Here is a 26199-nt window from a genome sequence, read left to right as displayed (position 1 = left end):
GAATACAAATACACAAATCATCCCACGACCTCTGTACTCCGACGACGGCGCAGGCTATTCCACGAGTACAGGGCGTTAAACAGTACGACGCCCGCGGTCACACAGAAAACGGCACGAAAACCGTAGTTGGCGGATATCGCTGCCCCCATTAGAGGTCCTGTTACGTTACCGATATCGCGAAATGACTGGTTATAACTGAAAATACGTCCAGCTATTTGATTGGTCGAGTTGTAAACCAGCAGCGTTTGTACCGCCGGGAGCAGAGCGCCGTCGGCCGCACCCAATAAAAAGCGCAGAACACCAAGCTGCCAGGGCGTATGGACAAATGACATCGGAATAAGCAGTAACACAGAAACGATCAGCGCGACGATCAGGATCTTCTCCGGGCCAATTCGATCGCCTAATTTGCCAAGTTTCGGGGCGCTGATTAATGCCGCAACGCCGGGGACAGAGGCTATCATCCCACTGATAAACGCAATATTGCTGACGTTGCCAGCCAACTCTCGAACGTACAGGGTCAGTATTGGCGCGATAGAACCGGTGGCTACCTGAATGATCAAAGTGGTGATAAACAGGCTCAGCACCAGTTTGGGGTTCTTTAAAGAGGCCACGACTTCACGAATGTGCAGCATCTCCTTCTTGCTCACCGGCTGGAAACGCTCGCGGATAAAAAATAGCGTCAGGATGAAGCAGACCAGCAGCACGCTGGCGGTGATGAAAAATACCGGGCGTAATCCGTACTGATCCGCGAGGAGGCCGCCAGCTAGCGGCCCGAGCAGTGCGCCACTAACGCCACCGGTTGAAAGCGTTCCCAGTGCCCAGCCGCTTTTATTGCGTGGAACCTGGGTGGCGATCAGTGCATTCGCATTGGGGATGAATCCACCAAGCAGCCCTAACAAGGCGCGCAGGATTAAGAACTGCCAGATATTTTGCGCCAGTCCCATCAGCAGCATCACAATTGCCATGCCCAACGCGGAACGCAGCAGCATGATTTTTCGTCCTTTGCGATCGGCAAGGCCACCCCAGAAAGGAGAAGCAATGGCTGAAAAGAGAAAGGTGATGCTGAAGACCAGGCCTGACCACATATTCAGGGCGCTATGACCCGTGACGCCGAGACTCTCGACGTAAAGAGGCAAAAAGGGCATGACCAGGCTAAATGCTGCTCCGGTTAAAAAACAACCTAACCAGGCAACGGTGAGGTTGCGTTTCCAGTTTATGGGGGCATCTGAGGGTGACATAGCGATCCGCAGTGTGATGCGCTGTTTGCGCTATCGATTGAATATAAGTAAGCAGGCTAATTATGCGCCTGGTTGATAGTTGCTGCAATGCGGATAGCAGTTAAACCTAAAACGGGTAGAGAGCGGGTTGCAGCCCACTGGGCTGCAACTCTGCGTCAGTACAGAGAAGGGGAGCCTTCAGGACGCGTCTTGAAGCGACGATGCAACCACATATACTGCTCTGGCGCCATCATGATGCATTGCTCAACAATTTTGTTCATCCACGCAGCTGTAGTCTCTGCGTCGTCCAACGGTGGTGAACATTCTGGAGGCAACATAATCAATTGATACCCTTTACCGTCAGGTTTGCGGCGGGGAACAAACGGTACCAGGCAGGCATTGGACATGCGTGAAAGCATCCAGGTCCCTGAGGTTGTTGCGGCTTGTTCAACGGCGAAAAGTGGTACAAACACGCTGGCGCGAGGGCCGTAATCATGATCCGGCGCGTACCAGACCACTTCGCCCTTTTTCAAGGCTTTAATCATCCCTTTCAGGTCTTTACGATCGAGCATTGATTTATTCGAGCGCATGCGGCCCCAGGTTTGTAGCCAGTCCAGCAGCGGATTGTCATTAGGGCGATACACACCAATACCCGGCTCCTGCAAGCCAAACTGGCGCGCACCCAGTTCCAGAGTCAGAAAGTGCAGACCCACTAACAGAATCCCGCGTTTTTGCGCCTGAACGTCACGGATATGTTCCATTCCGATCACTTCCGTCCAGCGCGAAATACGCTTATCGGACCAAAACCAGGCCATCCCGGTTTCCATTACGCCCATGCCTACTGATTCAAAGTTTTTGACGACCATCTGCTGGCGTTCCTGCTCACTCATCTGCGGGAAGCACAGTTCCAGATTTCGGGAAACAATTTTTGCCCGACGTTTCATCAAACGTAGCGCCAGTCGACCTAATGCACAGCCCAACTTAAAGAGGATGGGGTAGGGTAACTGCACGATTAACCAAAGGATGCCAATACCCAGCCAGGTTAACCAATAACGTGGATGCAGTAACGCAGCCGAAAACTTGGGTAAATTCGTCATGTCTATCCTGTCTTCAAACGACCAATTCCCTGTATTGTCGCATTTTTTCGCGCGTATCAAAAATTTGTGACGGGAGAACGGTGATTAATTCCGCAATTGTTGTTGCGATTTTATCGTGAAGTATGAAATGTAGCGTAAAATGTGTGGATGTAAATTGGCGATGTTTGCTTTATTATGCCGCCGATTTTCATTTATTCCTTATTTGCAGGATACGTACACCATGCCAGTGTTACACAACCGCATTTCGAACGACGCCCTCAAAGCCAAAATGCTGGCCGAGACCGAGCCGCGCACGACGATCTCATTCTATAAATATTTCACCATTGCCAATCCTCAGCACACGCGTGATGCGCTGTACCAGATGTTCACCGCATTGAACGTCTTCGGGCGAGTATATCTTGCCCATGAAGGAATTAACGCGCAAATCAGCGTACCGCAAAGCAACGTCGAGGCATTTCGCCAGCAGCTCTATGCGTTTGATGCTGCATTGAAGGATTTACGTCTGAATATTGCGCTGGATGATGACGGTAAATCGTTCTGGGTACTGCGTATGAAAGTCCGCGAACGTATCGTGGCGGATGGTATTGACGATCCAGACTTTGACGCCAGCAACGTGGGGGATTATCTCAAGGCAGCAGAAGTGAACGCCATGCTGGACGATCCTGAAGCGGTATTCATTGATATGCGCAATCACTATGAATATGAGGTGGGTCATTTCGAGAATGCGCTGGAGATCCCGGCAGACACGTTCCGCGACCAGTTGCCGAAAGCTGTTGAAATGATGCAGGCGCATAAAGATAAAAAAATCGTGATGTACTGCACGGGTGGGATCCGCTGTGAGAAAGCCAGCGCCTGGATGAAACACAATGGATTTAGCAGAGTCTGGCACATTGAGGGCGGTATTATTGAGTATGCCCGCAAGGCGCGTGAACAGGGACTTCCGGTACGTTTTGTCGGTAAAAACTTTGTCTTTGATGAGCGTATGGGCGAAAGGATCTCTGAAGATGTTATCGCGCATTGCCATCAGTGCGGCACGGCGTGCGATAGCCATACTAATTGCAAAAATGATGGCTGCCATCTGTTGTTTATTCAGTGCCCGGCTTGTGCGCAGAAATATAAAGGCTGCTGTAGCGAGCTGTGTAGCGAAGAGAGTGAGTTGCCGGAAGAGGAACAACGGCGTCGTCGTGCGGGACGTGAAAATGGCAATAAAATCTTCAATAAATCACGCGGTCACCTGAATACCAAACTGGGTATTCCAGACCCTGCGCAATAACATGATGCCGGATGAGGGGCAGAACCTCATCCGGTAATTCATGCGTTACTTCTGCTGAACACCTTCCACTGAGATGATCAAATCGACTTCCTGCGATGCAGGTCCGAGATCGGTGGTGATGTTGAAATCCTTCAGCTTAATCTTACCTTGCGCTTCAAAACCAGCGCGCGTACCGCCCCAGGGATCGCCACCCTGACCGATGAGCTTCGCGTCCAGCGTAACCGGTTTAGTAACGCCGTTCAGGGTCAAATTACCGGTGATATCCAGGTCATTCCCCTCTTTTTTCACGCTGGTGGAGCTGAAGGTAGCCTGCGGGAATTTTGCCACGTTAAGGAAATCTGCACTGCGCAGATGCTTGTCGCGTTCGGCGTGATTAGTGTCAACGCTGTTGGTGTTGATGGTTACGTTAACCTTATCGGCTGCGGGATTTTTCTCATCAAAGGTAAACGTACCGTCGAAATCTTTGAAAGTGCCGTACAGCCAGCTGTAACCCAGATGCTGAATACGGAAATTAACAAAGGCATGCTGTCCTTCCTTGTCAATTTTGTAATCTGCCGCCACGGCCGACCCGGTGGTGAATAAAAGAGAAGCGAGTGTAAGTCCCAGCAGGTTTTTTTTCATTTTAAGCTCCATAGTCAGATGACGATTTTCCCAACATGCGATTGAGGGTATCGTCGTTATCAATAAAGTGATGTTTCAGGGCCATCAGTCCGTGTAGTAGGGATAAAATCACCACGGTCCACGCAAGCCACAGGTGCAAGCTACCGGCGAGGTCGGCCTGGGAACCCGCATTGGCCAGGGTGGCGGGAATGTCGAACCAGCCAAAGACGCTTATCGCTTTGCCATCTGCGGTGGAAATCAGATATCCGCTGATGACTATTGAAAAGAGCAGCAAATAAAGTGCGAGGTGACCCATTGCCGCGGCGATACGGGTTAAACGGGAGTAGCTTGCCAACGCAGCAGGCGGAGGGGAGAACAACCGCCAGATAACGCGGATAACCAGTCCCATCATGAGTAGGATGCCGATGCTTTTATGCAGTTCGGGGGCCTGGTGATACCAGCCATCATAGTAGCTAAGCGTGACCATCCATAACCCCAACGCAAACATGCCATATACAGCAATCGCAACCAGCCAATGTAATGTGGCTGACACTACGCCATAGCGCTGTGGAGTATTATTGAATTGCATAAGCACACCGATTGATATTTCAGAAGTGAATGAAAATGGCGTGTAAAAGACATTAATGCAACTAATAAATAACAATTGTGATGATATTTATTTTTTGTTCAATAAAGTTGACTGATTGTTGAGGTAATCATCAAGGGATTAGTGCGAAAATATGTGGTGGGGCTTAGTCTATGGGATGTTATGGTTTTTGTTATTGTTCAGTTTATTGCAATGAAAATTAAGCTAATCTCAATTTTTGTCAACTATTGTCAGCGCGCAGGAATTAGAAAAACATAATATATATTACATCCATAATGGCCAGCAGCGACCATAAAATAATGTAGAGCATAAGGTGCTCGCGAATATTATTAACCAGATAGTGAAAGATACGGCGCATTGACGTTATTCCTGTCATTAAAAATGGCCTCACCAACGAGGCCATTCACTTATTATCACTTAAAACGGCTTAGCCTGAAGGGGGTCAGGTCAAATTCAGACGGTTTGTCCTGAGCGAAGTCTGCCGCAATCTCTCCCAGTACAGAAGCAAACTTAAAGCCATGTCCGCTCAGCCCGGTAATGATCAGCGTATTGTCATGTTCCGGCAGAGTATCAATTATAAAGTCCTCATCCGGTGAATTATCGTAAGTGCAGGATGCGCCGTGCAGGCAACAGCCAACGCCAGGCAGAATTGTGCGCAGGAATGGGAAGGCTTCAGAACCGTCGCTGGCTACAGCGGCAAATGGCTTACGCTCTTCTGCAGAGTGAATTACCTGTCCTCCATTGTGCTTACCAATTTTCAGCTCGTCGTTTTCAGCCGGGAAACCGTAGTATTGATCGCCATTTGGCAGTTCGCCGGTGAAGGCCGGGAAGTTATTCTTAACGCTGTAGCGCCCATCGGCCTGATACCAGGCGAACACTTTGCGCACAGGTTGTATCGGTAGTTCAGGGACTAAAGCCTGCACCCAGGTGCCGGCGCTGATCACTGCTTTCTTCGCGTGGTAGTCACCGTCAGCCGTTTCTACCGTGATGCCATCATCACCGTGATGAATTGCGCTGACCGGGCATTTAAACAGTTGCGCACAGCCTGCTTCTTCCGCCAGACGGATCCAGGTTTTAATTGCTAACTCACTGCGTAAAAAACCGGACTCCGCTTCAAACAGACCGATATAGTTGTCAGGTACGCGAATTTCCGGCCAGCGAGCCATGATGGCCGCTGCATCTAATTGTTCAACGTTAAGTTGCCACTGTTTTGCGCTTTGCGCTGCAGTTGCTAAGAAGGTTGACTCTGCCGGACCGAGGTTGATAACTCCGGAGCGAACAAAAATCGGTTCTTCATTATGGGTGGACAGTTCATCCCACAATGTTTGCGCACGTAGCACCAGCGGAACGTATTTTTCGCCTTCGCCATAAGCATGACGAATTAATCGAGTATCGCCGTGGTGGCTGCCCTGTTGATGTGGTGGCATATGCGCATCGATCATCAGAACCTTCAGACCGGCACGAGTGGCATAGTATCCAGCTGCGGCGCCTACCGAACCGCTGCCAATAATGATTAAGTCGTATTTCATCCGCTTCTCTCTGCAATCGCGATAGTAGAAGGGTAAATAACTGACCTGGAATATTCAACCTGGAAATAAGAAAGGCACCGCTAAGGTGCCTTTTGATGGTTGGATGTATCAGGTTTAATGTCGCTGATACTCATTTACCTGGTAATCGCCAGATTCAATTTTGGCGATTCCTGCTTCTAATATCGAAATAAATTGCCTGGCAACATCAGTGGTTAACCAGAGCGTTTGACCAACTTCAGTCCCATCCGGGTCAGGGCGGTTCGGGGTTTGGTAGTGCAAACGCAGCATCAGCGCATCGTAGCTATCAACAGTGCTGATGTCCCACCCTACAAGCGGATGAGTCTGAATGACTTCATTATTCTTTTCCATCATGCCCCCTAATTCGTGTTACTAGACAACGGTTTTCGAGGTTCAATGCGTTTTTTTCTGAAGCAACTTCAGTATATCAATAAATAAGGGTATTCATTGAAAATTTAAAGAGGGAAGAGCATAAATTTTTTGTTTTCAGCGTTATCTGACTAAGAAACCGACATGTTATTCATTTTTTTTTAGTATGTTGCACAATTATTTTGTTGTTTTGGTTAAAAGATAATCGGTGGGTTAATATTAAATTAAATGCTCGTCAGAAGAAATGTGCGATTGATTACAAGATAGCGTGTATAAAAAAGCCGGGGCGACCCGGCAAACAAACATCACTGCATATCATTATTTATTCGTTGATGAACCAGTCATCCGCGCTTTCCCAGGTTTCCTGTAGGATTTCGCTGATGCGTTCTTTGTCCTCTTTGGTCGCGCCAATAACCGACAGATTGTTTGCGCCGGCATAACGGACGGTAACGTTACCTTCGTTATCCGGAAAATGGTGCTGAATACGGCGGGAGAGTTCACCTGCCAGTGCGTCAATTGCACCGGCAGGTAAAGGTGAAGTTTTGGCAATAGTGACTTCAATACGCATAGTAGCCCCCTGTGGAATATACTGGTTATTTATACAGTTATTCGAATCGGTTGGCTACACTTTTTTTAGCTTTTTACTGACCAGCGTACCGTTTCGCCACCCAGGAAAGGCACCAGCGTATCGTCTTCCAACGCTATGCTCTCAGGAACCAGGTGCTCCACGCGTTCCAGCTCAATAAAGGTCTCATTTACCGGCAAACCATAGAACTGTGGGCCGTTGAGTGAGCAGAAGGCTTCGAAATGGTCCAGCGCATTCATCTCTTCAAACACGGTGGCATAGCTGCCTAGTGCGGTCGGTGCATTAAAGCATCCAGCACAGCCACAGCTTGACTCTTTGCGATGACGTGCGTGCGGCGCTGAGTCGGTACCGAGGAAGGCGCGCGTAAACCCGCTGGCAACCAGTTCACGCAGCGCCTGTTGGTGGACGTTACGTTTGAGGATCGGCAGGCAGTACAGGTGAGGACGAATCCCGCCAACCAGCATGTGGTTGCGGTTAAACATCAGGTGCTGTGGCGTAATAGTCGCTGCCAGAAGCTCGTTACCGTCGCGCACGTATTCGGCAGCATCTTTGGTAGTGATATGCTCGAACACTACTTTCAGCGAGGTCAAACGCTGGCGCAGCGGTTCCATCACCGTTTCAATAAAGCGCGCTTCGCGATCGAAAATATCGATATCTGCATGCGTCACTTCGCCGTGCACCAGCAGCGGCATACCCAATTTTTCCATCCTCTCCAGCACCGGCATGATGGCGTCAATAGAGGTTACGCCATGCGTCGAGTTGGTGGTGGCATTGGCCGGATAGAGTTTTGCTGCGGTGAATACGCCTTCGTTAAATCCACGTTCCAGCTCGTTGGGATCCAGCGTATCCGTTAAGTAGCAGGTCATTAATGGTGTGAAGTCGTGTCCGGCAGGTACCGCGTCAAGAATGCGTTGGCGATAAGCGATAGCCGCGTCAACCGTGGTGACGGGCGGTGCCAGGTTCGGCATGACAATGGCGCGACCATAAATTTCACTGGTGTAGGGCACGACAGTTTTTAACATGTCGCCATCGCGAAAGTGAAGATGCCAGTCGTCTGGGCGGCGGATCTTTAAAACCTGGGATGGTGCAGTCATTAATATGCTCCGGCTGAGGATAGTCTTTTTTGCCGGAAACAAAGGATAAGCGGAAACGTTTTCGTTTGCACGAAAAAAAAGGGCGCATCGGCGCCCTCAGTTTTATTAGTCGGTGAACGGGATGATGATTTCCCCCGGTTTCACCTCAATTCCCTTCGCCAGTTTTTTCGCCAGTGCTTCACCCTGGCTACTGTCATCCTGCAGAATGTAGGCTGGCTGCTGGTTGAAATAGTTACGCAGCGACTGGTTTAAATAAGGCATCAGCGTTTGCAGTACCGACTGCATTTTTTCTGGTGTAACGGTCGCATCCACGACTTCCATCTCTTGCAGATAAATTGCGCCTTTCTCTTTGTTGAATACCGGTAAGGCTTTTAACTTCAGCTTCATGGTCGCTTTTTGGCTGCCAAACAGGGAATTCATGTCCAGGTTGGCATCACCGGTCAGCGTCACTTTATTGGGTTCTTCACGGCCAATCTGACTGGCGAGATTATTTAGTACGATGTGTGCTTCAGCAACGCCGGGCAAGCCGATATCTTTAGAAAAGTTATTATGCTTTGCCAGGGCCTGATTAATTTCTTGCTCGCTAACCGTGTATTGCGTGAGTTGATTACAACCAACCAACAGGCCGCTGACAATCAGTGCAGCGGCAAAAAAAAACTTTTTCATGGGGTTCCTCAACATGATGCATGTGGCGTAATCGTGACACAAAGCATCATCGAGTACCAGCGCCCCGGACGCCAGCAGAAAAAACTGAAAAGCGCCCGGACGCAGGTTCGGCTATCAGGCGTCTGGCTCAAGCATGCCTCTCGTTGGGCGTTTGAGACTGAATTGCCAGCCCAGCGCCAGGAAGGTGATGAGGCCGATAATACCGAGCATCATCCAGGGCAACTCAGGCTGTGCCAGGGCCTTGCCCATATCAAACAGCCAGCCGCCGCCGATATATCCAATTGCGCCGCCGATAGCGAGCCCCAGTCGACTGAAGCCCATATAGCTTCCTCGGGCACGAGCATTCGCCAGTGAGGCGCTAAGGGTTTCACGCGCGGGTTCGGCGATGATCGAGCCAATATAGAACGTACAGATCAGGGTGAACAACTGCTGCAAATTCCCCACCAGACCGATCGGCATCATGCTCAGAGACATCACCAGCAGACCGGCCATCAGACGATGTTCAAGGCGAAAACGTTTTTCACTCCAGCGGGCAATTGGGTAGAGCAGCGTCAATGAGAGGCACGCCTCGATGGCATACATCCATTTCACAGCGGCCGGTGAACCTGCGATGTCGTTCACCATGATTGGCAGCATCAGCATCACCTGTACCGCCAGCATGTAATAGCCCGCCAGCGTCAGCACATAGGTGACAAAGCGCTTGTCATGCATCACGTGGCTCATCCCTTCGCGCACTGGAATTTTCACCGTCGACAGCTTCCATGCCGGGAGCAGCCAGGCGTTAAACGCCGCGCACAGAACGAACAAAATTGCGCCGGTGGCACAGACAAGACGGAAATCGTATTGCAATAACCAACTGCCAAGCAACGCGCCAACCACGGCCCCGGCGCTATCCTGCATCATCAGAATAGAGAAAAAGCGCCCGCGCTTTTCCGGGCGGATCAGTTTAACCACCAGCGCCGAGCGGGGTGGGTCGAATAGTGTACCGCCCAGTCCGGAGAGAAAGCAGGAAAACCACAGCAGCCACGGCTCATGGGCAATGCCCATGGTGGCGAACCCGGCAGCGCGCATCAGCATGCCGGTGACGATCATCGGTTTTGCACCGAAACGGTCCGCAATAGCACCGCCGAAAATACCCAACCCCTGCTGGATAAATTGACGTAATCCTAGTGCAATACCGACCATCACGGCGGCCCAGCCCATTTGGTCGACGAAACGAATTGAGATCAGCGGGAAAACGACGAAGAAACCCAGCACGACCAGCATATTATCGATGAGAAGGAAGTATTTACCCAGGTTCCTTGCCTGCGAGACTTGCGACATTTCCCCTCCAGGGAAAAACTCGTCACTCTGGATAGAGTTTAAAAGATAAGCACCTCCTATTCTGCGGTGTCGTCATCGCTTTTCCCACCCTTCGCGGGACAATATTTTTTTATCAAAAGTCCGTCTTGATAGAGAGTTTTCATCAAAATGTGTGAATAATTCAAAAAATGGCATTTTGCTCTTTTCACAGGGCGTATTCGCACAGGTATAGTAATGCGAATAGCGTATTGAAGACGTTACGGGAAGGAGTAGGTATAGAATGTTTGGCTATCGCAGTAACGTGCCAAAAGTGCGCTTAACCACCGACCGCCTGGTCGTGCGTTTAGTGCATGAGCGTGATGCCTGGCGTCTGGCAGATTATTACGCAGAAAATCGTCATTTCTTAAAACCCTGGGAACCTATTCGCGATGAAAGCCACTGCTATCCGTCCGGCTGGCAGGCGCGTCTGAGCATGATCTCTGAGTTTCATAAACAGGGCACCGCCTATTATTTTGCGCTGCTCGATCCGGACGAAAAAGAGATTATCGGCGTTGCGAACTTCTCAAACGTAGTGCGGGGATCCTTCCATGCCTGTTATCTCGGCTACTCCATTGCGCAGAAATGGCAGGGGCAGGGGCTAATGTATGAAGCCTTAACCTCGGCCATCCGTTATATGCAGCGCACGCAGCATATTCACCGCATTATGGCTAACTACATGCCACATAATAAGCGCAGCGGTGACCTGCTGGCGCGACTGGGTTTTGAAAAAGAAGGGTATGCCAAAGACTACCTGCTGATTGACGGGCAGTGGCGCGATCACGTGCTGACGGCGTTGACCACATCAGAATGGATCCCCGGCCGCTAAGTTTCAGATGCAGCCATGATTAATGGAGAAGACGATGAAATACGAATTAACCGCCACCGAAGCACGAGTGATTGGCTGTTTATTAGAAAAACAAGTGACCACGCCGGAACAGTACCCACTCTCCGTTAATGGAGTCGTAACAGCCTGCAATCAAAAAACGAATCGTGAACCGGTGATGAACCTGTCGGAATCGGACGTGCAGGAGCAGTTGGATAACCTGGTTAAGCGACATTTTCTGCGCACGGTGAGCGGTTTTGGCAATCGCGTCACGAAATATGAGCAGCGTTTCTGCAACTCTGAATTTGGCAATCTGAAGCTTAGTGCCGCAGAGGTGGCCATAATCACCACACTGCTGCTGCGGGGCGCTCAGACGCCTGGTGAACTGCGTAGCCGCGCATCCCGTATGTACGAATTCAGCGATATGGCCGAAGTGGAGTCGACGCTGGAAAATCTGGCGAACCGGGAAGATGGGCCTTATGTGATCCGCCTGGCGCGTGAGCCGGGCAAACGTGAAAGTCGCTATATGCACCTGTTTTGTGGTGAGGTTGATGAAGCCATTGCCGCGGCAGATGAACCCCCTGTAGCCTCCGGTGATCTGCAGGCGCGCGTGGAAGCGCTGGAAACGGAAGTCGCAGAGCTTAAGCAGCGACTTGATTCCTTGCTAGCGCACCTGGGAGACTAACGTGAAAAAATTACGTATCGGCGTAGTCGGCCTGGGAGGTATTGCACAAAAGGCCTGGCTACCCGTGCTAGGCACCTCCGCGGACTGGACGCTGCAAGGCGCATTTTCACCTTCACGCGATAAAGCACAGCGTATCTGTGACACCTGGCGAATACCCTACGTGGATTCATTGAAGAATCTGGCGCAAACCTGCGACGCGGTTTTCGTCCATTCCAGTACCGCGACGCACTATGCGGTAGTTAGTGAATTGCTGAATGCCGGAGTTCACGTGTGTGTGGATAAACCGCTGGCGGAAAACCTGCACGAGGCTGAGCAACTGGTCGAGCTGGCCGCGCGGAAAAAACTCACGCTGATGGTCGGGTTTAACCGTCGATTTGCACCGCTGTACCAGGATCTCAAAACCCAGTTGGGCACCGCAGCGTCTGTACGTATGGATAAGCACCGTACGGATAGCGTTGGGCCGCACGATCTGCGCTTCACTCTGCTGGACGACTATCTGCACGTGGTCGATACCGCTTTGTGGCTGACGGGAGGGCAGGCGCAGTTAAAAAACGGCACGCTGCTGACCAATGAATCTGGTGCGATGCTCTACGCCGAGCATCATTTTTCTGTCGGTCAAATGCAGATAACGACCAGTATGCACCGCCGTGCCGGTAGCCAGCGCGAGAGCGTGCAGGCGGTGACGGACGGCGGCCTGATTGACGTAACTGATATGCGGGAATGGCGGGAAGAGCGTGGGCAAGGTGTTGTTCATAAGCCGATAGCGGGCTGGCAAACGACCTTAGAACAGCGTGGTTTTGCCGGATGTGCGCGTCATTTCATTGAGTGCGTGCAAAATCAGACGGTTCCCCAAACGGCAGGCGAGCAGGCGCTACTGGCCCAGCGTGTTGTTGAAAAGCTGTGGCGGGAGGCGATGGCTGAATAACCCCCTGTAACATCTGGCGGTAGTAATTCATTGTAATCCAGGTACTATATGCCCACTCAAAATAACACCTCTTTTCAACCATAGGCTGGTTTGTCGGCCTGATAAGGTGCCAGGGTGTCGCCATCAGGCACAGCAAAAGTGTCGGATGGCGGCGAGAATGCCTTATCCGACCTACGGGCAGGTTTGTCGGGGTTTTGCCTCAGAGTCTGGAATACAACATAGATGAATTTATTAAAGTCGCTGGCAGCCGTCAGCTCGATGACGATGTTTTCACGTGTGCTGGGTTTTGCGCGTGATGCGATTGTCGCCAGAATCTTTGGTGCAGGGATGGCGACAGATGCCTTTTTTGTGGCATTCAAACTTCCTAACCTGTTGCGCCGAATTTTTGCCGAAGGCGCATTTTCGCAGGCATTTGTGCCGATTCTTGCTGAGTACAAAAGCAAGCAGGGGGAAGATGCTACCCGCGTGTTTGTTGCCTACGTTTCCGGACTGTTGACGCTGGCGCTGGCCGTGGTGACAGTAGCCGGGATGTTGGCTGCGCCATGGGTGATATTAGTCACCGCGCCGGGATTTGCCGACACAGCGGATAAATTTGCGCTGACCACTCAACTGCTGCGGATCACTTTTCCCTATATTCTACTGATTTCATTGGCCTCACTGGTTGGTGCGATCCTTAATACCTGGAACCGCTTTTCCATTCCTGCGTTTGCCCCGACCTTTCTGAATATCAGCATGATCGGCTTCGCGCTATTTGCGGCACCCTATTTTAACCCGCCGGTGCTGGCGCTGGCGTGGGCCGTTACGGTTGGCGGCGTGCTACAGCTGATTTATCAGCTTCCGCACTTGAAGAAAATTGGCATGCTGGTGCTGCCGCGCGTGAACTTCCGTGATGCGGGGGCGATGCGTGTCGTCAAGCAAATGGGCCCGGCGATCCTTGGGGTATCGGTCAGCCAGATTTCACTGATCATCAATACGATTTTCGCCTCGTTTCTGGCCTCTGGCTCAGTTTCATGGATGTATTATGCCGACCGTCTGATGGAGTTTCCGTCCGGTGTTCTGGGCGTGGCGCTGGGGACTATCCTGCTGCCATCGCTGTCCAAAAGCTTTTCCAGCGGTAATCATGATGAATATTGTCGCCTGATGGACTGGGGCCTGCGCTTGTGTTTCCTGTTGGCATTACCGAGTGCCGTAGCGTTGGGTATTCTGGCCAAACCGCTGACGGTGTCTCTGTTCCAGTACGGTAAATTTACCGCCTTTGATGCCGCGATGACCCAGCGTGCGCTGGTGGCGTACTCGGTAGGTTTGATTGGCTTGATCGTGGTGAAAGTGTTGGCTCCGGGCTTTTACTCGCGCCAGGATATTAAAACGCCAGTGAAGATTGCCATTGTGACGCTGATTATGACCCAGGTGATGAACCTGGCGTTTATCGGGCCGTTAAAGCATGCCGGATTGTCGCTGTCGATTGGTCTGGCGGCATGTCTGAACGCTTCACTGCTGTACTGGCAACTGCGGAAACAGAAAATCTTTACCCCACAACCGGGCTGGAGCTGGTTCCTGGCGCGTCTGGTGATTTCCGTGCTGGTCATGTCTGCGGTTCTGGTTGGCATGCTCTACATCATGCCGGATTGGTCGCAGGGAACGATGTTGTGGCGTCTGCTGCGTCTGATGGCGGTCGTGGTGGCAGGTATTGCCGCTTACTTCGCAGCACTCGCCGTACTGGGCTTTAAAGTAAAAGAGTTCGTGCGCCGGACGGCGTAATGGATCAATGCCGGATGGCGGCATAACGCCGTATCCGGCCTACAAAAGGCGTAGGCCTGATAAGCAAAACGTTATCAGGCTGACATCAAATAGAGAATTTTTTCCCGCCGCGGTGCGCAGCAGAGGTTTGACCGTTTGCGCCATACAACGCCGGTTCCTGGTGCGGTTTCAGCACTTGTATTGCTTGTTGATTACGCTCGATCTGCCCTTCCAGCAGCCAACCGTTGTGCTGGTTGAGGTCGCGTAAATGCTGTGTTTTCTTGGTGATAGTCTGCCAGCGTTCAGCAATCTCATCATTGGCGCTGCGCGTGGCGTCATGCTCCAGGCGGCGCTGCTGCTCAAGATAATCAAGGGTTGCCAGCAAGGAGCTTTTTTCTTCTGTAATACGCTGTAGCTGGCTGCCGTTGATATGCCCTGCGGAAAGCTGCTGCTGTTCAGCATCCATTACCGTTTTCAGGTCATTGAGGACGGTCGTCATCTGGTCAAGTATTTCTGACAAACGAGTCATACTTTATTTACTCTGTAGGTAGCTCTGCGCCTCGCGAATCAGCGAGTCGGCAATTTTTCCGGTATCCATTTTCAATTCACCGTTACGGATTGCGGTTTTCAGTGCTTCCACGCGTTCCATATTGATGTCATTGCTGCCGGGCTGCATCAGTTTGGCCTGGGCGTCGCTCAGCATGACGCTGGTGCTGGTGGTCGCGGTGGTTTTTTCCTTCCGCGCTTTTTGTACCGGCGCATCGCTGGTTTCACGCGGCTGAACGGTGCTTACTGGCTTCAATGGTGAGGTACGATCAATGCTCATTTTATTTTTCCTCATCGAGGGGTTACGCTATAGCGGCCCGCTGTAATCATTGGTTGTTTATCTATCGGCACACGCTAAAAAATCTTTAACCTATTATAGGTTAATAAGAATATTCCCATCAGAATCGACGACGCCGCTCACCACCTGGCCTGAAATCATCCGCACTCGCGCATTCTGTGCGACAGCGGCGTTGTTCAGCGCTTTACCTTCGGCATTGACCCGAAAGCCATCTCCGTTGGCAATTACCAGTACGCGCTGACCGGCCTTGATCCGCCATGCCTGGCGCAACATCGAAAGCTGTATCGGTTGGCCCGGCACCAGATCGCGCAGGCTCACTGCATCCTGCACCTGACTCATATCCAGCACCGCGCGCGGCGGTAGTTGGTCCAGTCGACCACGTTTCAGCGTTACGCTGGCTGGGGTCAGGGTGCTACCTCGCGCTACGGATGCAGCGGCAACAACGTAGTTTCCCGTCGCCTGCACGTTCACTTGCAGATAACGTTTTTCGTTGGCACAGCGGGCCAGCACATTCACATTGCCCCACAGTTTTGCGCTACCTGACACGCTTAATGCCGGTTGTTCGCAGTTGGGCAATAAGTTTGGTGACGTTCGGATAGTGACTACCACCTCATCGCTAAATCCGGCCAGGCGCTGGGAAAACCATGCCGTTAGCTGCGAATTCAGGTCTTGTGCCAGCGTCATAGGGCTGAACAGCAGTGCTGCCACGACTATTCCACGTTTAAACGTTTGCATCAAAACCTCGCGCTTTTTCAGGTAGTGGCAGGATTTTACCTGTGTGACGCAGTCATCAACGCAACAAATAGCGACGCATTTTGCGTTTATTCCGGCGATAACGCGCGCGTAATGGGATTTAAGCTGTCGGCTGAATTTTGTCATTTGCGGAGGAGATATGCTCGATAAGCTCGACGCCGCCTTACGTTTTCAACAGGAAGCGCTGAATTTGCGCGCCCAACGCCAGGAAATATTGGCGGCCAACATTGCCAATGCCGACACGCCGGGGTACCAGGCGCGCGATCTGGATTTCGCCAGTGAATTAAAAAAAGTCATGGTGCGAGGACGGGAAGAAACCGGCGGCGTTTCGTTGACGCTGACCTCTGCACAACACATTCCGGCCCAGACCGTTTCTGCGCCGTCTACGGAGCTGCTCTACCGTATTCCTGACCAGCCATCTCTTGATGGCAACACGGTAGATATGGACCGGGAGCGCACGCAATTTGCAGACAACAGCCTCAAATATCAAATGGGGCTGACGGCGCTGGGCGGACAAATCAAAGGCATGATGAATGTGCTGCAAGGAGGGAACTAATCCGTGGCGCTGTTAAATATTTTTGATATCGCAGGTTCTGCGCTGACGGCTCAGTCTAAACGCCTGAACGTCGCGGCCAGCAACATGGCGAATGCGGATAGCGTCAGCGGACCCGACGGTCAGCCGTATCGCGCGAAGCAGGTTGTTTTTCAGGTAGATGCTGCGCCAGGCGCGGCGACAGGTGGCGTAAAAGTCGCTGATGTCATTGAAAGTCAGGCGCCGGATAAGCTGGTTTATGAACCCGGTAATCCGCTGGCCGATGCGAACGGTTACGTGAAAATGCCGAATGTGGACGTTGTTGGTGAGATGGTCAACACCATGTCTGCCTCACGTAGCTATCAGGCAAACGTCGAAGTGCTCAACACCGTGAAAAGCTTGATGCTTAAAACGTTGACGCTAGGCCAGTAAAGGAGGCGCACATGTCTATTGCTGTAAAAATGAATGACCCGAGCACGACGGGGGTTAATGCCGCCACGGGGAATAGCTCACTGACGGGCAGCAACGCCGCTGACCTGCAAAGCAGCTTTCTTACGCTGCTGGTTGCACAACTGAAAAACCAGGATCCTACCAACCCGCTGCAAAACAACGAGCTGACTACCCAGTTGGCGCAAATCAGTACCGTGAGCGGGATTGAGAAACTGAACACCACGTTAGGGTCGATCTCCGGGCAGATCGACAACAGTCAGTCGCTGCAGGCCAGTACGCTGATTGGCCACGGGGTCATGATCCCGGGTACCACCATCCTGACCGGTAAAGGGACAGAAGAGGGTGCCAAAACCACGACAACACCATTTGGAATTGAACTGCAGCAACCGGCAGATAAGGTTACCGCAACCATTACCGATAAAGACGGCAAAGTGGTGCGCACCATTGACATTGGCGGGTTGAAAGCAGGCGTTCATACCTTCACCTGGGACGGCACCATGACCGATGGCACGGATGCACCAAGCGGTTCTTACAATGTGTCAATTGCTGCCAGTAATGGCGGAACGCAACTGGTGGCCCAGCCGCTTCAGTTTGCGCTGGTGCAGGGCGTTATTCGCAGTAACGGCGGTAATACGCTGGATCTGGGCACCTATGGAACCACCACCCTCGACGAAGTACGGCAGATAATTTAAGCCTTCACACTTATCAGGAGTAAGTCATGGCCTTTTCTCAAGCGGTCAGCGGTCTGAACGCTGCAGCGACCAACCTCGATGTCATTGGTAACAACATCGCCAACTCCGCTACCTACGGTTTTAAATCTGGCACGGCATCTTTTGCCGATATGTTTGCCGGTTCGAAAGTCGGTTTGGGCGTTAAAGTTGCGGGTATTACTCAGGACTTTACCGACGGTACTACCACCAACACCGGACGTGGTCTGGATGTTGCTATCAGCCAGAACGGTTTTTTCCGTATGGTAGACAGCAACGGTTCCGTTTTCTACAGCCGTAACGGTCAGTTCAAGCTCGATGAAAACCGCAATATCGTTAACATGCAGGGGCTGCAGCTGACAGGCTATCCGGCTACCGGTACACCGCCAACAGTTCAGCAGGGTGCGAACCCGGCACCGATCACTATCCCGAATACGCTGATGGCGGCTAAATCAACCACTACTGCGTCAATGCAGGTCAACCTGAATTCCACTGACAAAGTGCCAACCAAGACCCCGTTTAATCCAAGCGATGCGGATTCCTACAACAAAAAAGGTAGTGTTACCGTTTTCGATAGCCAGGGTAACGCTCATGACATGAACATTTTTTATGTCAAAAACGCGCAGAGCAACACCTGGGAAGTCTTCACTCAAGATGCTTCTACTGGGGATGCTGAGAAATCGGCAGGGTTTATGCGTTTTGATAATAATGGTTTGTTTTTAGGTATTAGCGCCACGGCAGCCGAAGTACCACCGACGGCTCCAGCCGTCTGGCCAAAGGATATCAAAATTACAACCGGTCCGATCAATGGCGCAGTTCCGGCGAACTTCTCCCTGAGCTTCCTGAATTCCATGCAGCAGAACACCGGTGCCAACAACATCGTTGCCACGAATCAGAACGGCTACAAGCCGGGCGATCTGGTGAGCTACCAGATTAACAATGACGGTACCGTGGTCGGTAACTACTCCAACGAACAGCAACAGGTTCTGGGGCAGATCGTGCTGGCAAACTTTGCCAACAACGAAGGTCTGGCGTCTCAGGGCGACAACGTCTGGGCGGCGACTCAGTCTTCTGGCGTGGCGCTGCTGGGGACCGCAGGCGAAGGTAACTTCGGCAAGCTGACCAACGGCGCGTTGGAAGCGTCAAACGTGGATTTGAGTAAAGAACTGGTGAATATGATTGTCGCCCAGCGTAACTATCAGTCGAACGCGCAGACCATCAAAACCCAGGATCAGATCCTCAACACGCTGGTCAACCTGCGCTAAGCGCCTGACGGGATGGCTTAATGGATCACGCAATTTATACCGCCATGGGCGCGGCCAGTCAGACGCTGAATCAACAGGCGGTGACGGCCAGCAACCTGGCAAACGCCTCCACGCCAGGGTTTCGTGCGCAGCTCAATGCACTGCGCGCGGTTCCTGTAGAAGGATTGTCTTTACCAACGCGTACGCTGGTGGTGGCCTCCACGCCGGGGGCCGATATGACGCCCGGTCAGATGGACTATACCTCCCGCCCGCTGGATGTGGCGCTGCAACAAGATGGCTGGTTGGCTGTGCAGACTGCGGACGGTAGCGAAGGATATACCCGTAACGGCGCTATTCAGGTAAGCCCAACGGGTGAACTGACTATTCAGGGACACCCGGTAATTGGCGAAGCCGGACCGATCGCCGTACCAGAAGGCTCGGAAGTCACCATTGCGGCGGACGGGACCATTTCTGCACTTAACCCTGGCGATCCGGCTAATACGGTCGCGCCAGTGGGGCGGTTGAAGCTGGTGAAGGCTACAGGGCTTGAAGTGCAACGTGGCGATGACGGTATGTTCCGTCTGACCCAGGCCACACAGGCAACCCGTGGTGCGACGTTACAGGCTGACCCCAGCATCCGTGTGATGTCTGGCGTGCTGGAAGGCAGTAACGTTAAACCGGTTGCTGCGATGAGCGACATGATCGCCAACGCCCGCCGCTTTGAAATGCAGATGAAAATTATCAGTAGCGTGGATGATAACGCGGGCCGCGCCAACCAACTGCTGTCGATGAGTTAATACAGGACATTTTATGATCAGTTCATTATGGATCGCCAAAACCGGCCTGGATGCGCAGCAAACCAACATGGATGTGATTGCCAACAACCTGGCAAACGTCAGCACCAACGGATTTAAGCGCCAACGTGCCGTATTTGAAGATCTGTTGTACCAGACGATTCGTCAGCCTGGCGCACAGTCTTCTGAGCAGACCACACTGCCGTCTGGTTTGCAGATTGGTACCGGCGTACGTCCGGTTGCGACCGAGCGTTTACACAGCCAGGGTAACCTGTCGCAGACCAACAACAGTAAAGATGTGGCGATAAAAGGCCAGGGCTTTTTCCAGGTCATGTTGCCCGATGGTACGTCCGCTTATACCCGCGACGGTTCTTTCCAGGTGGATCAGAACGGTCAGTTGGTGACGGCGGGTGGTTTTCAGGTTCAGCCTGCCATCACCATTCCGGCTAACTCGCTCAGTATCACCATTGGACGTGACGGTATTGTCAGCGTGACCCAACAGGGGCAGGCGGCGCCTGTTCAGGTCGGGCAGCTTAACCTGACAACCTTCATGAACGATACCGGTCTGGAAAGCATTGGTGAGAATCTGTACACCGAAACGCAGTCATCCGGTGCGCCGAATGAGAGCACGCCAGGGCTGAACGGCGCGGGTCTGCTGTATCAGGGCTATGTTGAAACCTCTAACGTCAACGTGGCGGAAGAGCTGGTAAACATGATCCAGGTTCAGCGCGCTTACGAAATCAACAGTAAAGCGGTATCGACCACCGATCAGATGCTGCAAAAACTGACGCAACTCTAAAGTGGAGCCCGGTGGGGTGAAAACCTCACCGGCACACTGATTTTGAAGATGACCGCAATGCGAAAATACGCGCTTCACCCATACCCAATTTTAGCCCTGCTGGTGGTTTCACTAACAGGATGTGCCTGGATCCCGGCCACGCCGCTCGTGCAGGGCGCAACGTCCGCCCAGCCCGTTCCAGGTCCAACGCCGGTGGCGAATGGCTCAATCTTCCAGTCGGCACAACCGATTAACTATGGTTATCAGCCACTCTTTGAAGATCGTCGTCCACGCAATATTGGCGATACGCTGACCATCGTATTGCAGGAAAACGTCAGCGCGAGCAAAAGCTCTTCGGCGAACGCCAGTCGCGACGGCAAGACAAACTTTGGCTTTGATACCGTACCGCGCTATCTGGAAGGATTGTTCGGTAACGAACGTGCAGACGTAGAAGCCTCCGGCGGTAACTCCTTTAACGGTAAAGGCGGCGCGAACGCCAGAAATACCTTCAGCGGTACGCTGACCGTAACGGTCGATCAGGTACTGGTGAATGGCAACTTACATGTCGTGGGTGAAAAACAGATCGCTATAAATCAGGGCACTGAATTCATCCGCTTCTCCGGGGTTGTTAACCCGCGCACCATCAGTGGCAGCAACTCCGTACCGTCAACCCAGGTTGCGGACGCGCGTATTGAGTACGTCGGTAACGGCTACATCAATGAAGCGCAGAATATGGGCTGGTTGCAGCGTTTCTTCCTTAACTTGTCGCCGATGTAAGCGAGGTACCCAGTGTTTAAATCTTTTGTTGGAATGGTACTGGTGCTGATAACCACCTTTGCGCATGCTGACCGTATTCGTGACCTGACAAGCGTGCAGGGCGTGCGGGAAAACTCGTTGATAGGTTACGGGCTGGTGGTCGGGCTGGATGGTACCGGTGACCAGACCACCCAGACGCCGTTTACGACGCAAACGCTCAATAACATGCTTTCGCAGTTGGGGATAACCGTGCCAACTGGTACCAATATGCAGCTGAAAAATGTGGCGGCGGTGATGGTTACCGCGTCGTTTCCTGCATTCGGTCGTCAGGGACAAACCATCGACGTAGTGGTCTCCTCTATGGGGAATGCCAAAAGCCTGCGCGGCGGTACGCTGCTGATGACCCCGTTAAAAGGGGTCGATAGTCAGGTATATGCGCTGGCCCAGGGGAATATTTTGGTGGGCGGTGCGGGCGCGGCTGCAGGTGGCAGTAGCGTGCAGGTTAACCAGCTCAATGGTGGACGCATTACCAACGGTGCGATTATCGAACGTGAATTACCCAGCCAGTTCGGCGGTGGTAACACCATTAATCTGCAGCTCAATAATGAAGATTTCACGATGGCGCAGCAGATTACCGACACCATCAACCGCGCGCGTGGCTTTGGTAGCGCAACAGCGTTGGATGCCCGAACCATTCAGGTGCGCGTGCCAAGTGGCAACAGCTCGCAGGTGCGTTTCCTCGCTGATATCCAGAATATTGAGGTGAACGTTACGCCGCAGGATGCGAAAGTGATTATCAACTCGCGCACCGGATCTGTCGTCATGAACCGTGAAGTGACGCTGGATAGCTGTGCCGTGGCACAAGGCAACTTGTCGATTACGGTAAACCGCCAGGCGAACGTCAGCCAGCCGGACACACCGTTTGGCGGTGGACAAACCGTGGTGACGCCTCAAACCCAGATTGACCTGCGCCAGAGCGGTGGCTCGCTGCAGAGCGTGCGTTCCAGCGCCAACCTGAACAATGTGGTACGTGCGCTGAATGCGCTGGGGGCAACGCCGATGGATCTGATGTCCATTCTGCAATCGATGCAGAGCGCGGGTTGCTTACGCGCCAAACTGGAAATCATCTAATGATTGGTGACAGCAAACTGTTGACCAGCGCTGCCTGGGATGCGCAATCACTGAACGAACTGAAAGCGAAAGCGGGCCAGGACCCGGCGGCGAATATCCGTCCGGTCGCCCGTCAGGTTGAAGGGATGTTCGTGCAGATGATGCTGAAAAGCATGCGTGAAGCGCTGCCGAAAGATGGCGTGTTTAGCAGCGATTCAACGCGCTTGTATACCAGTATGTATGACCAACAAATTGCGCAGCAAATGACCGCAGGCAAAGGTCTGGGGCTGGCTGAAATGATGGTCAAGCAGATGACTGAAGGGCAAGCGCAACCTGCGGATGACGCGCCGCAGGTGCCGATGAAGTTTTCACTGGAAACGGTGACCAGCTATCAAAATCAGGCATTGACGCAACTGGTCCGCAAAGCCATCCCCCGGGCGACAGAAAGCAATGATGAGCCGCTGTCAGGTGACAGTAAAGACTTCCTCGCCCAGCTATCGCTGCCGGCTAAGCTGGCCAGCCAGCAAAGCGGCGTCCCGCATCATCTGATTCTGGCACAGGCGGCGCTGGAATCCGGATGGGGGCAGCGACAAATTCGCCGTGAGAACGGTGAACCAAGCTTTAACATTTTTGGCGTGAAGGCTTCAGGAAGCTGGAAAGGTCCAACCACTGAAATCACCACGACTGAATATGAGAACGGTGAGGCGAAAAAGGTGAAAGCCAGATTCCGCGTCTATAGCTCTTACCTTGAAGCGTTGTCGGATTATGTCGGTCTGATATCGCGTAACCCGCGCTATGCGGCAGTGACCGCTGCCGCGACCGCCGAGCAAGGGGCGCAGGCATTGCAAAATGCGGGTTACGCCACGGACCCTAACTATGCGCGAAAATTAACCAGCATGATCCAGCAGTTGAAATCGATGAGTGAAAAAGTGAGCAAAACCTACAGCACGAACATCGATAATCTCTTTTAAATAGCTCAAGTCTACCGACCTGCTGCCGATAATAACGAGTATTGAAGGATTACAAGGAACCTCCATGTCCAGCTTGATTAATAACGCGATGAGTGGACTCAGCGCAGCGCAGGCCGCGTTGAATACTGCCAGTAACAACATCTCCAGCTATAACGTTGCCGGATATACCCGACAGACGACAATTATGGCGCAAGCGAACAGCACGCTGGGTGCGGGGGGCTGGGTAGGCAATGGTGTCTATGTTTCTGGTGTACAACGTGAATATGACTCCTTTATCACTAACCAGTTGCGAGCAGCGCAGAACCAGAGCAGCGGTCTGACGACACGTTATGAGCAAATGTCAAAAATCGACAATCTGCTCTCCAGCAAAACCAGTTCTATTTCGACCTCCATGCAGGACTTTTTTACCAGCCTGCAAACGCTGGTCAGCAACGCCGAAGATCCGGCGGCACGCCAGGCGCTAATCGGTAAAGCTGATGGGTTGGTGAATCAGTTTAAAACGACCGACCAGTATCTGCGCGATCAGGATAAGCAGGTCAACACCGCGATTAAAGCCAGCGTTGATCAGATCAACAACTATTCGAAACAAATTGCCAGCCTCAACGACCAGATTTCTCGTATGACAGGCGTCGGCGCAGGCGCGTCTCCTAACGACCTGCTTGACCAGCGCGATCAGCTGGTCAGTGAATTGAATCAGATTGTCGGTGTTGAAGTCAGCGTTCAGGATGGTGGCACTTACAACCTGACCATGGCCAACGGCTATTCGCTGGTGCAGGGCAGCAATGCACGTCAACTGGCGGCAGTGCCTTCCAGCGATGATCCTAATCGTACAACCGTGGCCTACGTTGATGGCGTTGCCGGAGCTGTTGAAATTCCGGAGAAACTGCTGAATACCGGTTCACTGGGCGGACTGCTCACCTTCCGTTCTCAGGAGCTGGATCAGACGCGTAATACCCTCGGTCAACTGGCGCTTGCATTTGCCAGTGCATTTAACGCCCAGCATAAAGAAGGTTTTGATGCCAACGGCGATCAGGGTAAGGATTTCTTTGCTATCGGCAGCCCGGAAGTCTTCAACAACGCGAAAAATACGGGCACAGAATCGTTAAGCGCTAAGATCACTGACAGCTCCGCTGTGCAGGCGACAGATTATAAAATCGTTTTTGATGGGACGGACTGGCAGGTTACTCGCCTGGCGGATAATACCAGCTTCAAAGCCACCGTTACCGGTGGAAAAATGTCTTTTGACGGGATGGAAATCACCGTTAATGCTGGCGCGAAAGCTAATGACAGTTTTACTGTAAAACCCGTGAGTAACGCTATCGTTGATATGAAAGTTATGGTGACCGACGAGTCGAAAATCGCCATGGCTCAAGTGTCTAAAAATGATACGGACCCCACCATCGATAAAGGCAAGAGCGACAACCGTAACGGTCAGAAACTGTTAGATCTGCAAACCAAAGCGACTGTCGGTAATAAGACCTTCAACGATGCATATGCCACGCTGGTAAGCGATGTCGGGAACAAAACCGCTACGCTGAAAACCAGCGCCACCACCCAGAACAACGTGGTGACACAGCTTTACCGGCAGCAACAGTCTATTTCCGGCGTTAACCTCGACGAAGAGTACGGTAATTTACAGCGTTTTCAGCAGTATTACCTGGCTAACGCGCAAGTGCTGCAGACCGCGAATGCGTTGTTTGATGCACTGATTAATATCCGCTAAGGGAGAGGGACACAATGCGTATCAGCACCCAGATGATGTACCAGCAGAATATGCGTGGCATCACTAACTCTCAGGCTGAATGGATGAAGTTCGGCGAGCAGATGTCAACGGGCAAACGCGTGATCAACCCATCAGACGATCCGATTGCCGCCTCGCAGGCCGTGGTACTTTCTCAGGCTCAGGCGCAGAACAGCCAATATACGCTGGCACGCTCATTCGCGACGCAAAAGGTGTCGCTGGAAGAGAATGTTCTGAGCCAGGTGACGACGGCAATTCAGGCTGCACAGGAAAAAATCGTTTATGCCGGGAACGGAACGTTAAGTGATGATGACCGTGCATCGCTGGCCACCGACCTACAGGGGATCCGCGATCAGCTGATGAACCTGGCAAACAGTACCGACGGTAATGGTCGCTATATTTTCGGTGGATATAAAACAGAATCCGCACCGTTTGCCCAGACAGATGGCGCTTACAGCGGCGGTACAACAAACGTTACCCAACAGGTCGATGCCTCCCGAACCATGGTGATTGGTCATACTGGCGATAAAGTATTCGCCAACCTGACCAGCAACGCTGTACCGGAACCTGGTGGCGGCACTCAGGAAAAGAACCTGTTCAAAATGCTGGATACCGCTATTGATGCGCTCAAAACCCCTATTGAGGGTAATGACGTGGCAAAAGCTACCGCCGCTGCTGCCATTGATAAAACCAACCGTGGCCTGAAAAACTCGTTGAATAACGTCCTGTCCGTTCGTGCAGAATTAGGTACGCAACTGAGTGAATTAAGCTCGCTGGATTCACTGGGCGCCGATCGTGCATTAGGCCAAACTCAGCAGATGAGTAATCTGGTGGATGTCGACTGGAACGCCGCGATCTCGTCTTATGTCATGCAGCAGGCTGCGCTACAGGCATCCTATAAAGCGTTCACCGATATGCAGGGAATGTCGTTGTTCCAGCTCAATCGTTAACG

30 protein-coding genes are annotated in these 26199 nt (G+C 52.2%); 16 read left to right on the top strand and 14 right to left on the bottom strand.

Annotation, left to right across the window (positions count from 1 at the left end):
* Positions 1-17: 17 nt before the first annotated feature.
* Both mdtG and OGY04_RS08615 read right to left on the bottom strand, forming a co-directional pair.
* Entirely contained in the window at positions 18-1238 is a 1221-nt protein-coding gene (gene mdtG / locus OGY04_RS08620; protein ID WP_032942948.1) for a multidrug efflux MFS transporter MdtG, read from the bottom strand.
* A 155-nt stretch (positions 1239-1393) separates the two neighbouring features.
* On the bottom strand, positions 1394-2314 hold the full coding sequence (locus OGY04_RS08615; RefSeq protein WP_003036136.1) for a Kdo(2)-lipid IV(A) acyltransferase: 921 nt from the start codon (positions 2312-2314) through the stop codon (positions 1394-1396).
* A 220-nt stretch (positions 2315-2534) separates the two neighbouring features.
* Here OGY04_RS08615 and trhO point away from each other — a divergent pair, with 220 nt between their 5' ends.
* Positions 2535-3587, top strand: a complete 1053-nt coding sequence (gene trhO / locus OGY04_RS08610) for an oxygen-dependent tRNA uridine(34) hydroxylase TrhO (RefSeq protein ID WP_125363403.1) — start codon at positions 2535-2537, stop codon at positions 3585-3587.
* 45 nt (positions 3588-3632) lie between these two features.
* Here the strand turns inward: trhO and OGY04_RS08605 are convergent, their stop codons facing one another.
* The 9 genes from OGY04_RS08605 to mdtH form a co-directional block, all read right to left on the bottom strand.
* A complete protein-coding gene (locus tag OGY04_RS08605; RefSeq protein WP_003832130.1) occupies positions 3633-4208 on the bottom strand; it encodes a YceI family protein in 576 nt (191 codons plus the stop codon).
* 1 nt (position 4209) lies between these two features.
* Complete coding sequence (locus OGY04_RS08600) at positions 4210-4776, bottom strand: cytochrome b (protein WP_032942950.1); 567 nt, start codon at positions 4774-4776, stop codon at positions 4210-4212.
* A gap of 262 nt (positions 4777-5038) precedes the next feature.
* On the bottom strand, positions 5039-5152 hold the full coding sequence (locus OGY04_RS08595) for a YceO family protein (RefSeq protein WP_003036148.1): 114 nt from the start codon (positions 5150-5152) through the stop codon (positions 5039-5041).
* 55 nt (positions 5153-5207) lie between these two features.
* Positions 5208-6323 carry an N-methyl-L-tryptophan oxidase gene (gene solA / locus OGY04_RS08590; RefSeq protein ID WP_279274888.1) on the bottom strand — a complete coding sequence of 372 codons (1116 nt, stop codon included), beginning with the start codon at positions 6321-6323 and terminating at the stop codon, positions 5208-5210.
* A 114-nt stretch (positions 6324-6437) separates the two neighbouring features.
* On the bottom strand, positions 6438-6692 hold the full coding sequence (gene bssS, locus OGY04_RS08585; RefSeq protein ID WP_003036154.1) for a biofilm formation regulator BssS: 255 nt from the start codon (positions 6690-6692) through the stop codon (positions 6438-6440).
* A gap of 340 nt (positions 6693-7032) precedes the next feature.
* Complete coding sequence (dinI, locus tag OGY04_RS08580; protein WP_003036157.1) at positions 7033-7278, bottom strand: DNA damage-inducible protein I; 246 nt, start codon at positions 7276-7278, stop codon at positions 7033-7035.
* Positions 7279-7343: 65 nt separating this feature from the next.
* Entirely contained in the window at positions 7344-8390 is a 1047-nt protein-coding gene (pyrC, locus tag OGY04_RS08575; RefSeq protein ID WP_032942952.1) for a dihydroorotase, read from the bottom strand.
* A gap of 105 nt (positions 8391-8495) precedes the next feature.
* Positions 8496-9056 (bottom strand): lipoprotein, encoded by a 561-nt coding sequence (locus tag OGY04_RS08570; protein ID WP_020996498.1) that lies wholly within the window; start codon positions 9054-9056, stop codon positions 8496-8498.
* A 114-nt stretch (positions 9057-9170) separates the two neighbouring features.
* Positions 9171-10379 (bottom strand): multidrug efflux MFS transporter MdtH, encoded by a 1209-nt coding sequence (mdtH, locus tag OGY04_RS08565; RefSeq protein WP_003832142.1) that lies wholly within the window; start codon positions 10377-10379, stop codon positions 9171-9173.
* Between the two features lie 259 nt (positions 10380-10638).
* Between mdtH and rimJ the strand changes: the two genes are divergently transcribed.
* The 4 genes from rimJ to murJ all read left to right on the top strand — a co-directional run bounded on the left by rimJ (position 10639) and on the right by murJ (position 14588).
* Positions 10639-11223, top strand: coding sequence for a ribosomal protein S5-alanine N-acetyltransferase (rimJ, locus tag OGY04_RS08560; RefSeq protein ID WP_128611792.1), 585 nt, complete (start codon positions 10639-10641; stop codon positions 11221-11223).
* 34 nt (positions 11224-11257) lie between these two features.
* Positions 11258-11905, top strand: coding sequence for a YceH family protein (locus tag OGY04_RS08555; RefSeq protein WP_020996497.1), 648 nt, complete (start codon positions 11258-11260; stop codon positions 11903-11905).
* Between the two features lies 1 nt (position 11906).
* Positions 11907-12830 (top strand): Gfo/Idh/MocA family protein, encoded by a 924-nt coding sequence (locus OGY04_RS08550; protein WP_286585112.1) that lies wholly within the window; start codon positions 11907-11909, stop codon positions 12828-12830.
* A gap of 222 nt (positions 12831-13052) precedes the next feature.
* Positions 13053-14588, top strand: coding sequence for a murein biosynthesis integral membrane protein MurJ (gene murJ, locus OGY04_RS08545; protein WP_003832150.1), 1536 nt, complete (start codon positions 13053-13055; stop codon positions 14586-14588).
* Positions 14589-14673: 85 nt separating this feature from the next.
* Here murJ and flgN read toward each other — a convergent pair whose 3' ends face one another.
* The 3 genes from flgN to flgA form a co-directional block, all read right to left on the bottom strand.
* Entirely contained in the window at positions 14674-15096 is a 423-nt protein-coding gene (gene flgN, locus OGY04_RS08540) for a flagella biosynthesis chaperone FlgN (RefSeq protein ID WP_003036178.1), read from the bottom strand.
* 3 nt (positions 15097-15099) lie between these two features.
* Positions 15100-15393 carry a flagellar biosynthesis anti-sigma factor FlgM gene (gene flgM, locus OGY04_RS08535; RefSeq protein WP_032942956.1) on the bottom strand — a complete coding sequence of 98 codons (294 nt, stop codon included), beginning with the start codon at positions 15391-15393 and terminating at the stop codon, positions 15100-15102.
* 93 nt (positions 15394-15486) lie between these two features.
* Positions 15487-16146 (bottom strand): flagellar basal body P-ring formation chaperone FlgA, encoded by a 660-nt coding sequence (flgA, locus tag OGY04_RS08530; RefSeq protein ID WP_008784358.1) that lies wholly within the window; start codon positions 16144-16146, stop codon positions 15487-15489.
* 157 nt (positions 16147-16303) lie between these two features.
* On the opposite strand from flgA, the gene flgB reads away from it, so the two are divergent.
* The 11 genes from flgB to flgL all read left to right on the top strand — a co-directional run bounded on the left by flgB (position 16304) and on the right by flgL (position 26197).
* The gene (gene flgB / locus OGY04_RS08525) at positions 16304-16720 is read left to right on the top strand and encodes a flagellar basal body rod protein FlgB (protein WP_003036189.1); all 417 of its coding nucleotides are present in this window, start codon (positions 16304-16306) and stop codon (positions 16718-16720) included.
* 3 nt (positions 16721-16723) lie between these two features.
* On the top strand, positions 16724-17128 hold the full coding sequence (gene flgC / locus OGY04_RS08520; protein ID WP_003036191.1) for a flagellar basal body rod protein FlgC: 405 nt from the start codon (positions 16724-16726) through the stop codon (positions 17126-17128).
* Positions 17129-17139: 11 nt separating this feature from the next.
* Positions 17140-17838, top strand: coding sequence for a flagellar hook assembly protein FlgD (gene flgD / locus OGY04_RS08515; protein WP_008784359.1), 699 nt, complete (start codon positions 17140-17142; stop codon positions 17836-17838).
* 26 nt (positions 17839-17864) lie between these two features.
* A complete protein-coding gene (gene flgE, locus OGY04_RS08510; protein WP_048214467.1) occupies positions 17865-19118 on the top strand; it encodes a flagellar hook protein FlgE in 1254 nt (417 codons plus the stop codon).
* Positions 19119-19138: 20 nt separating this feature from the next.
* Positions 19139-19894, top strand: a complete 756-nt coding sequence (locus OGY04_RS08505; protein ID WP_103285015.1) for a flagellar basal body rod protein FlgF — start codon at positions 19139-19141, stop codon at positions 19892-19894.
* 13 nt (positions 19895-19907) lie between these two features.
* Entirely contained in the window at positions 19908-20690 is a 783-nt protein-coding gene (gene flgG, locus OGY04_RS08500; protein WP_003036202.1) for a flagellar basal-body rod protein FlgG, read from the top strand.
* Between the two features lie 57 nt (positions 20691-20747).
* Entirely contained in the window at positions 20748-21446 is a 699-nt protein-coding gene (locus OGY04_RS08495; RefSeq protein WP_032934415.1) for a flagellar basal body L-ring protein FlgH, read from the top strand.
* Positions 21447-21479: 33 nt separating this feature from the next.
* Positions 21480-22556, top strand: coding sequence for a flagellar basal body P-ring protein FlgI (locus tag OGY04_RS08490; protein WP_050579918.1), 1077 nt, complete (start codon positions 21480-21482; stop codon positions 22554-22556).
* Entirely contained in the window at positions 22556-23506 is a 951-nt protein-coding gene (gene flgJ, locus OGY04_RS08485) for a flagellar assembly peptidoglycan hydrolase FlgJ (RefSeq protein WP_016152632.1), read from the top strand. The genes OGY04_RS08490 and flgJ overlap by 1 nt, the downstream gene beginning before the upstream one ends.
* A gap of 64 nt (positions 23507-23570) precedes the next feature.
* Positions 23571-25229 (top strand): flagellar hook-associated protein FlgK, encoded by a 1659-nt coding sequence (gene flgK, locus OGY04_RS08480; protein ID WP_286585111.1) that lies wholly within the window; start codon positions 23571-23573, stop codon positions 25227-25229.
* A 14-nt stretch (positions 25230-25243) separates the two neighbouring features.
* Complete coding sequence (gene flgL, locus OGY04_RS08475) at positions 25244-26197, top strand: flagellar hook-associated protein FlgL (RefSeq protein WP_125363408.1); 954 nt, start codon at positions 25244-25246, stop codon at positions 26195-26197.
* Positions 26198-26199: the final 2 nt, after the last annotated feature.

This window comes from Citrobacter sp. Cpo091 (assembly GCF_030332645.1).
Taxonomy (GTDB): Bacteria; Pseudomonadota; Gammaproteobacteria; order Enterobacterales; family Enterobacteriaceae; genus Citrobacter; species Citrobacter portucalensis.
The sequence above is the reverse complement of the archived record's forward strand: the minus strand, read 5'-3'. Positions and strand labels throughout refer to the sequence as shown.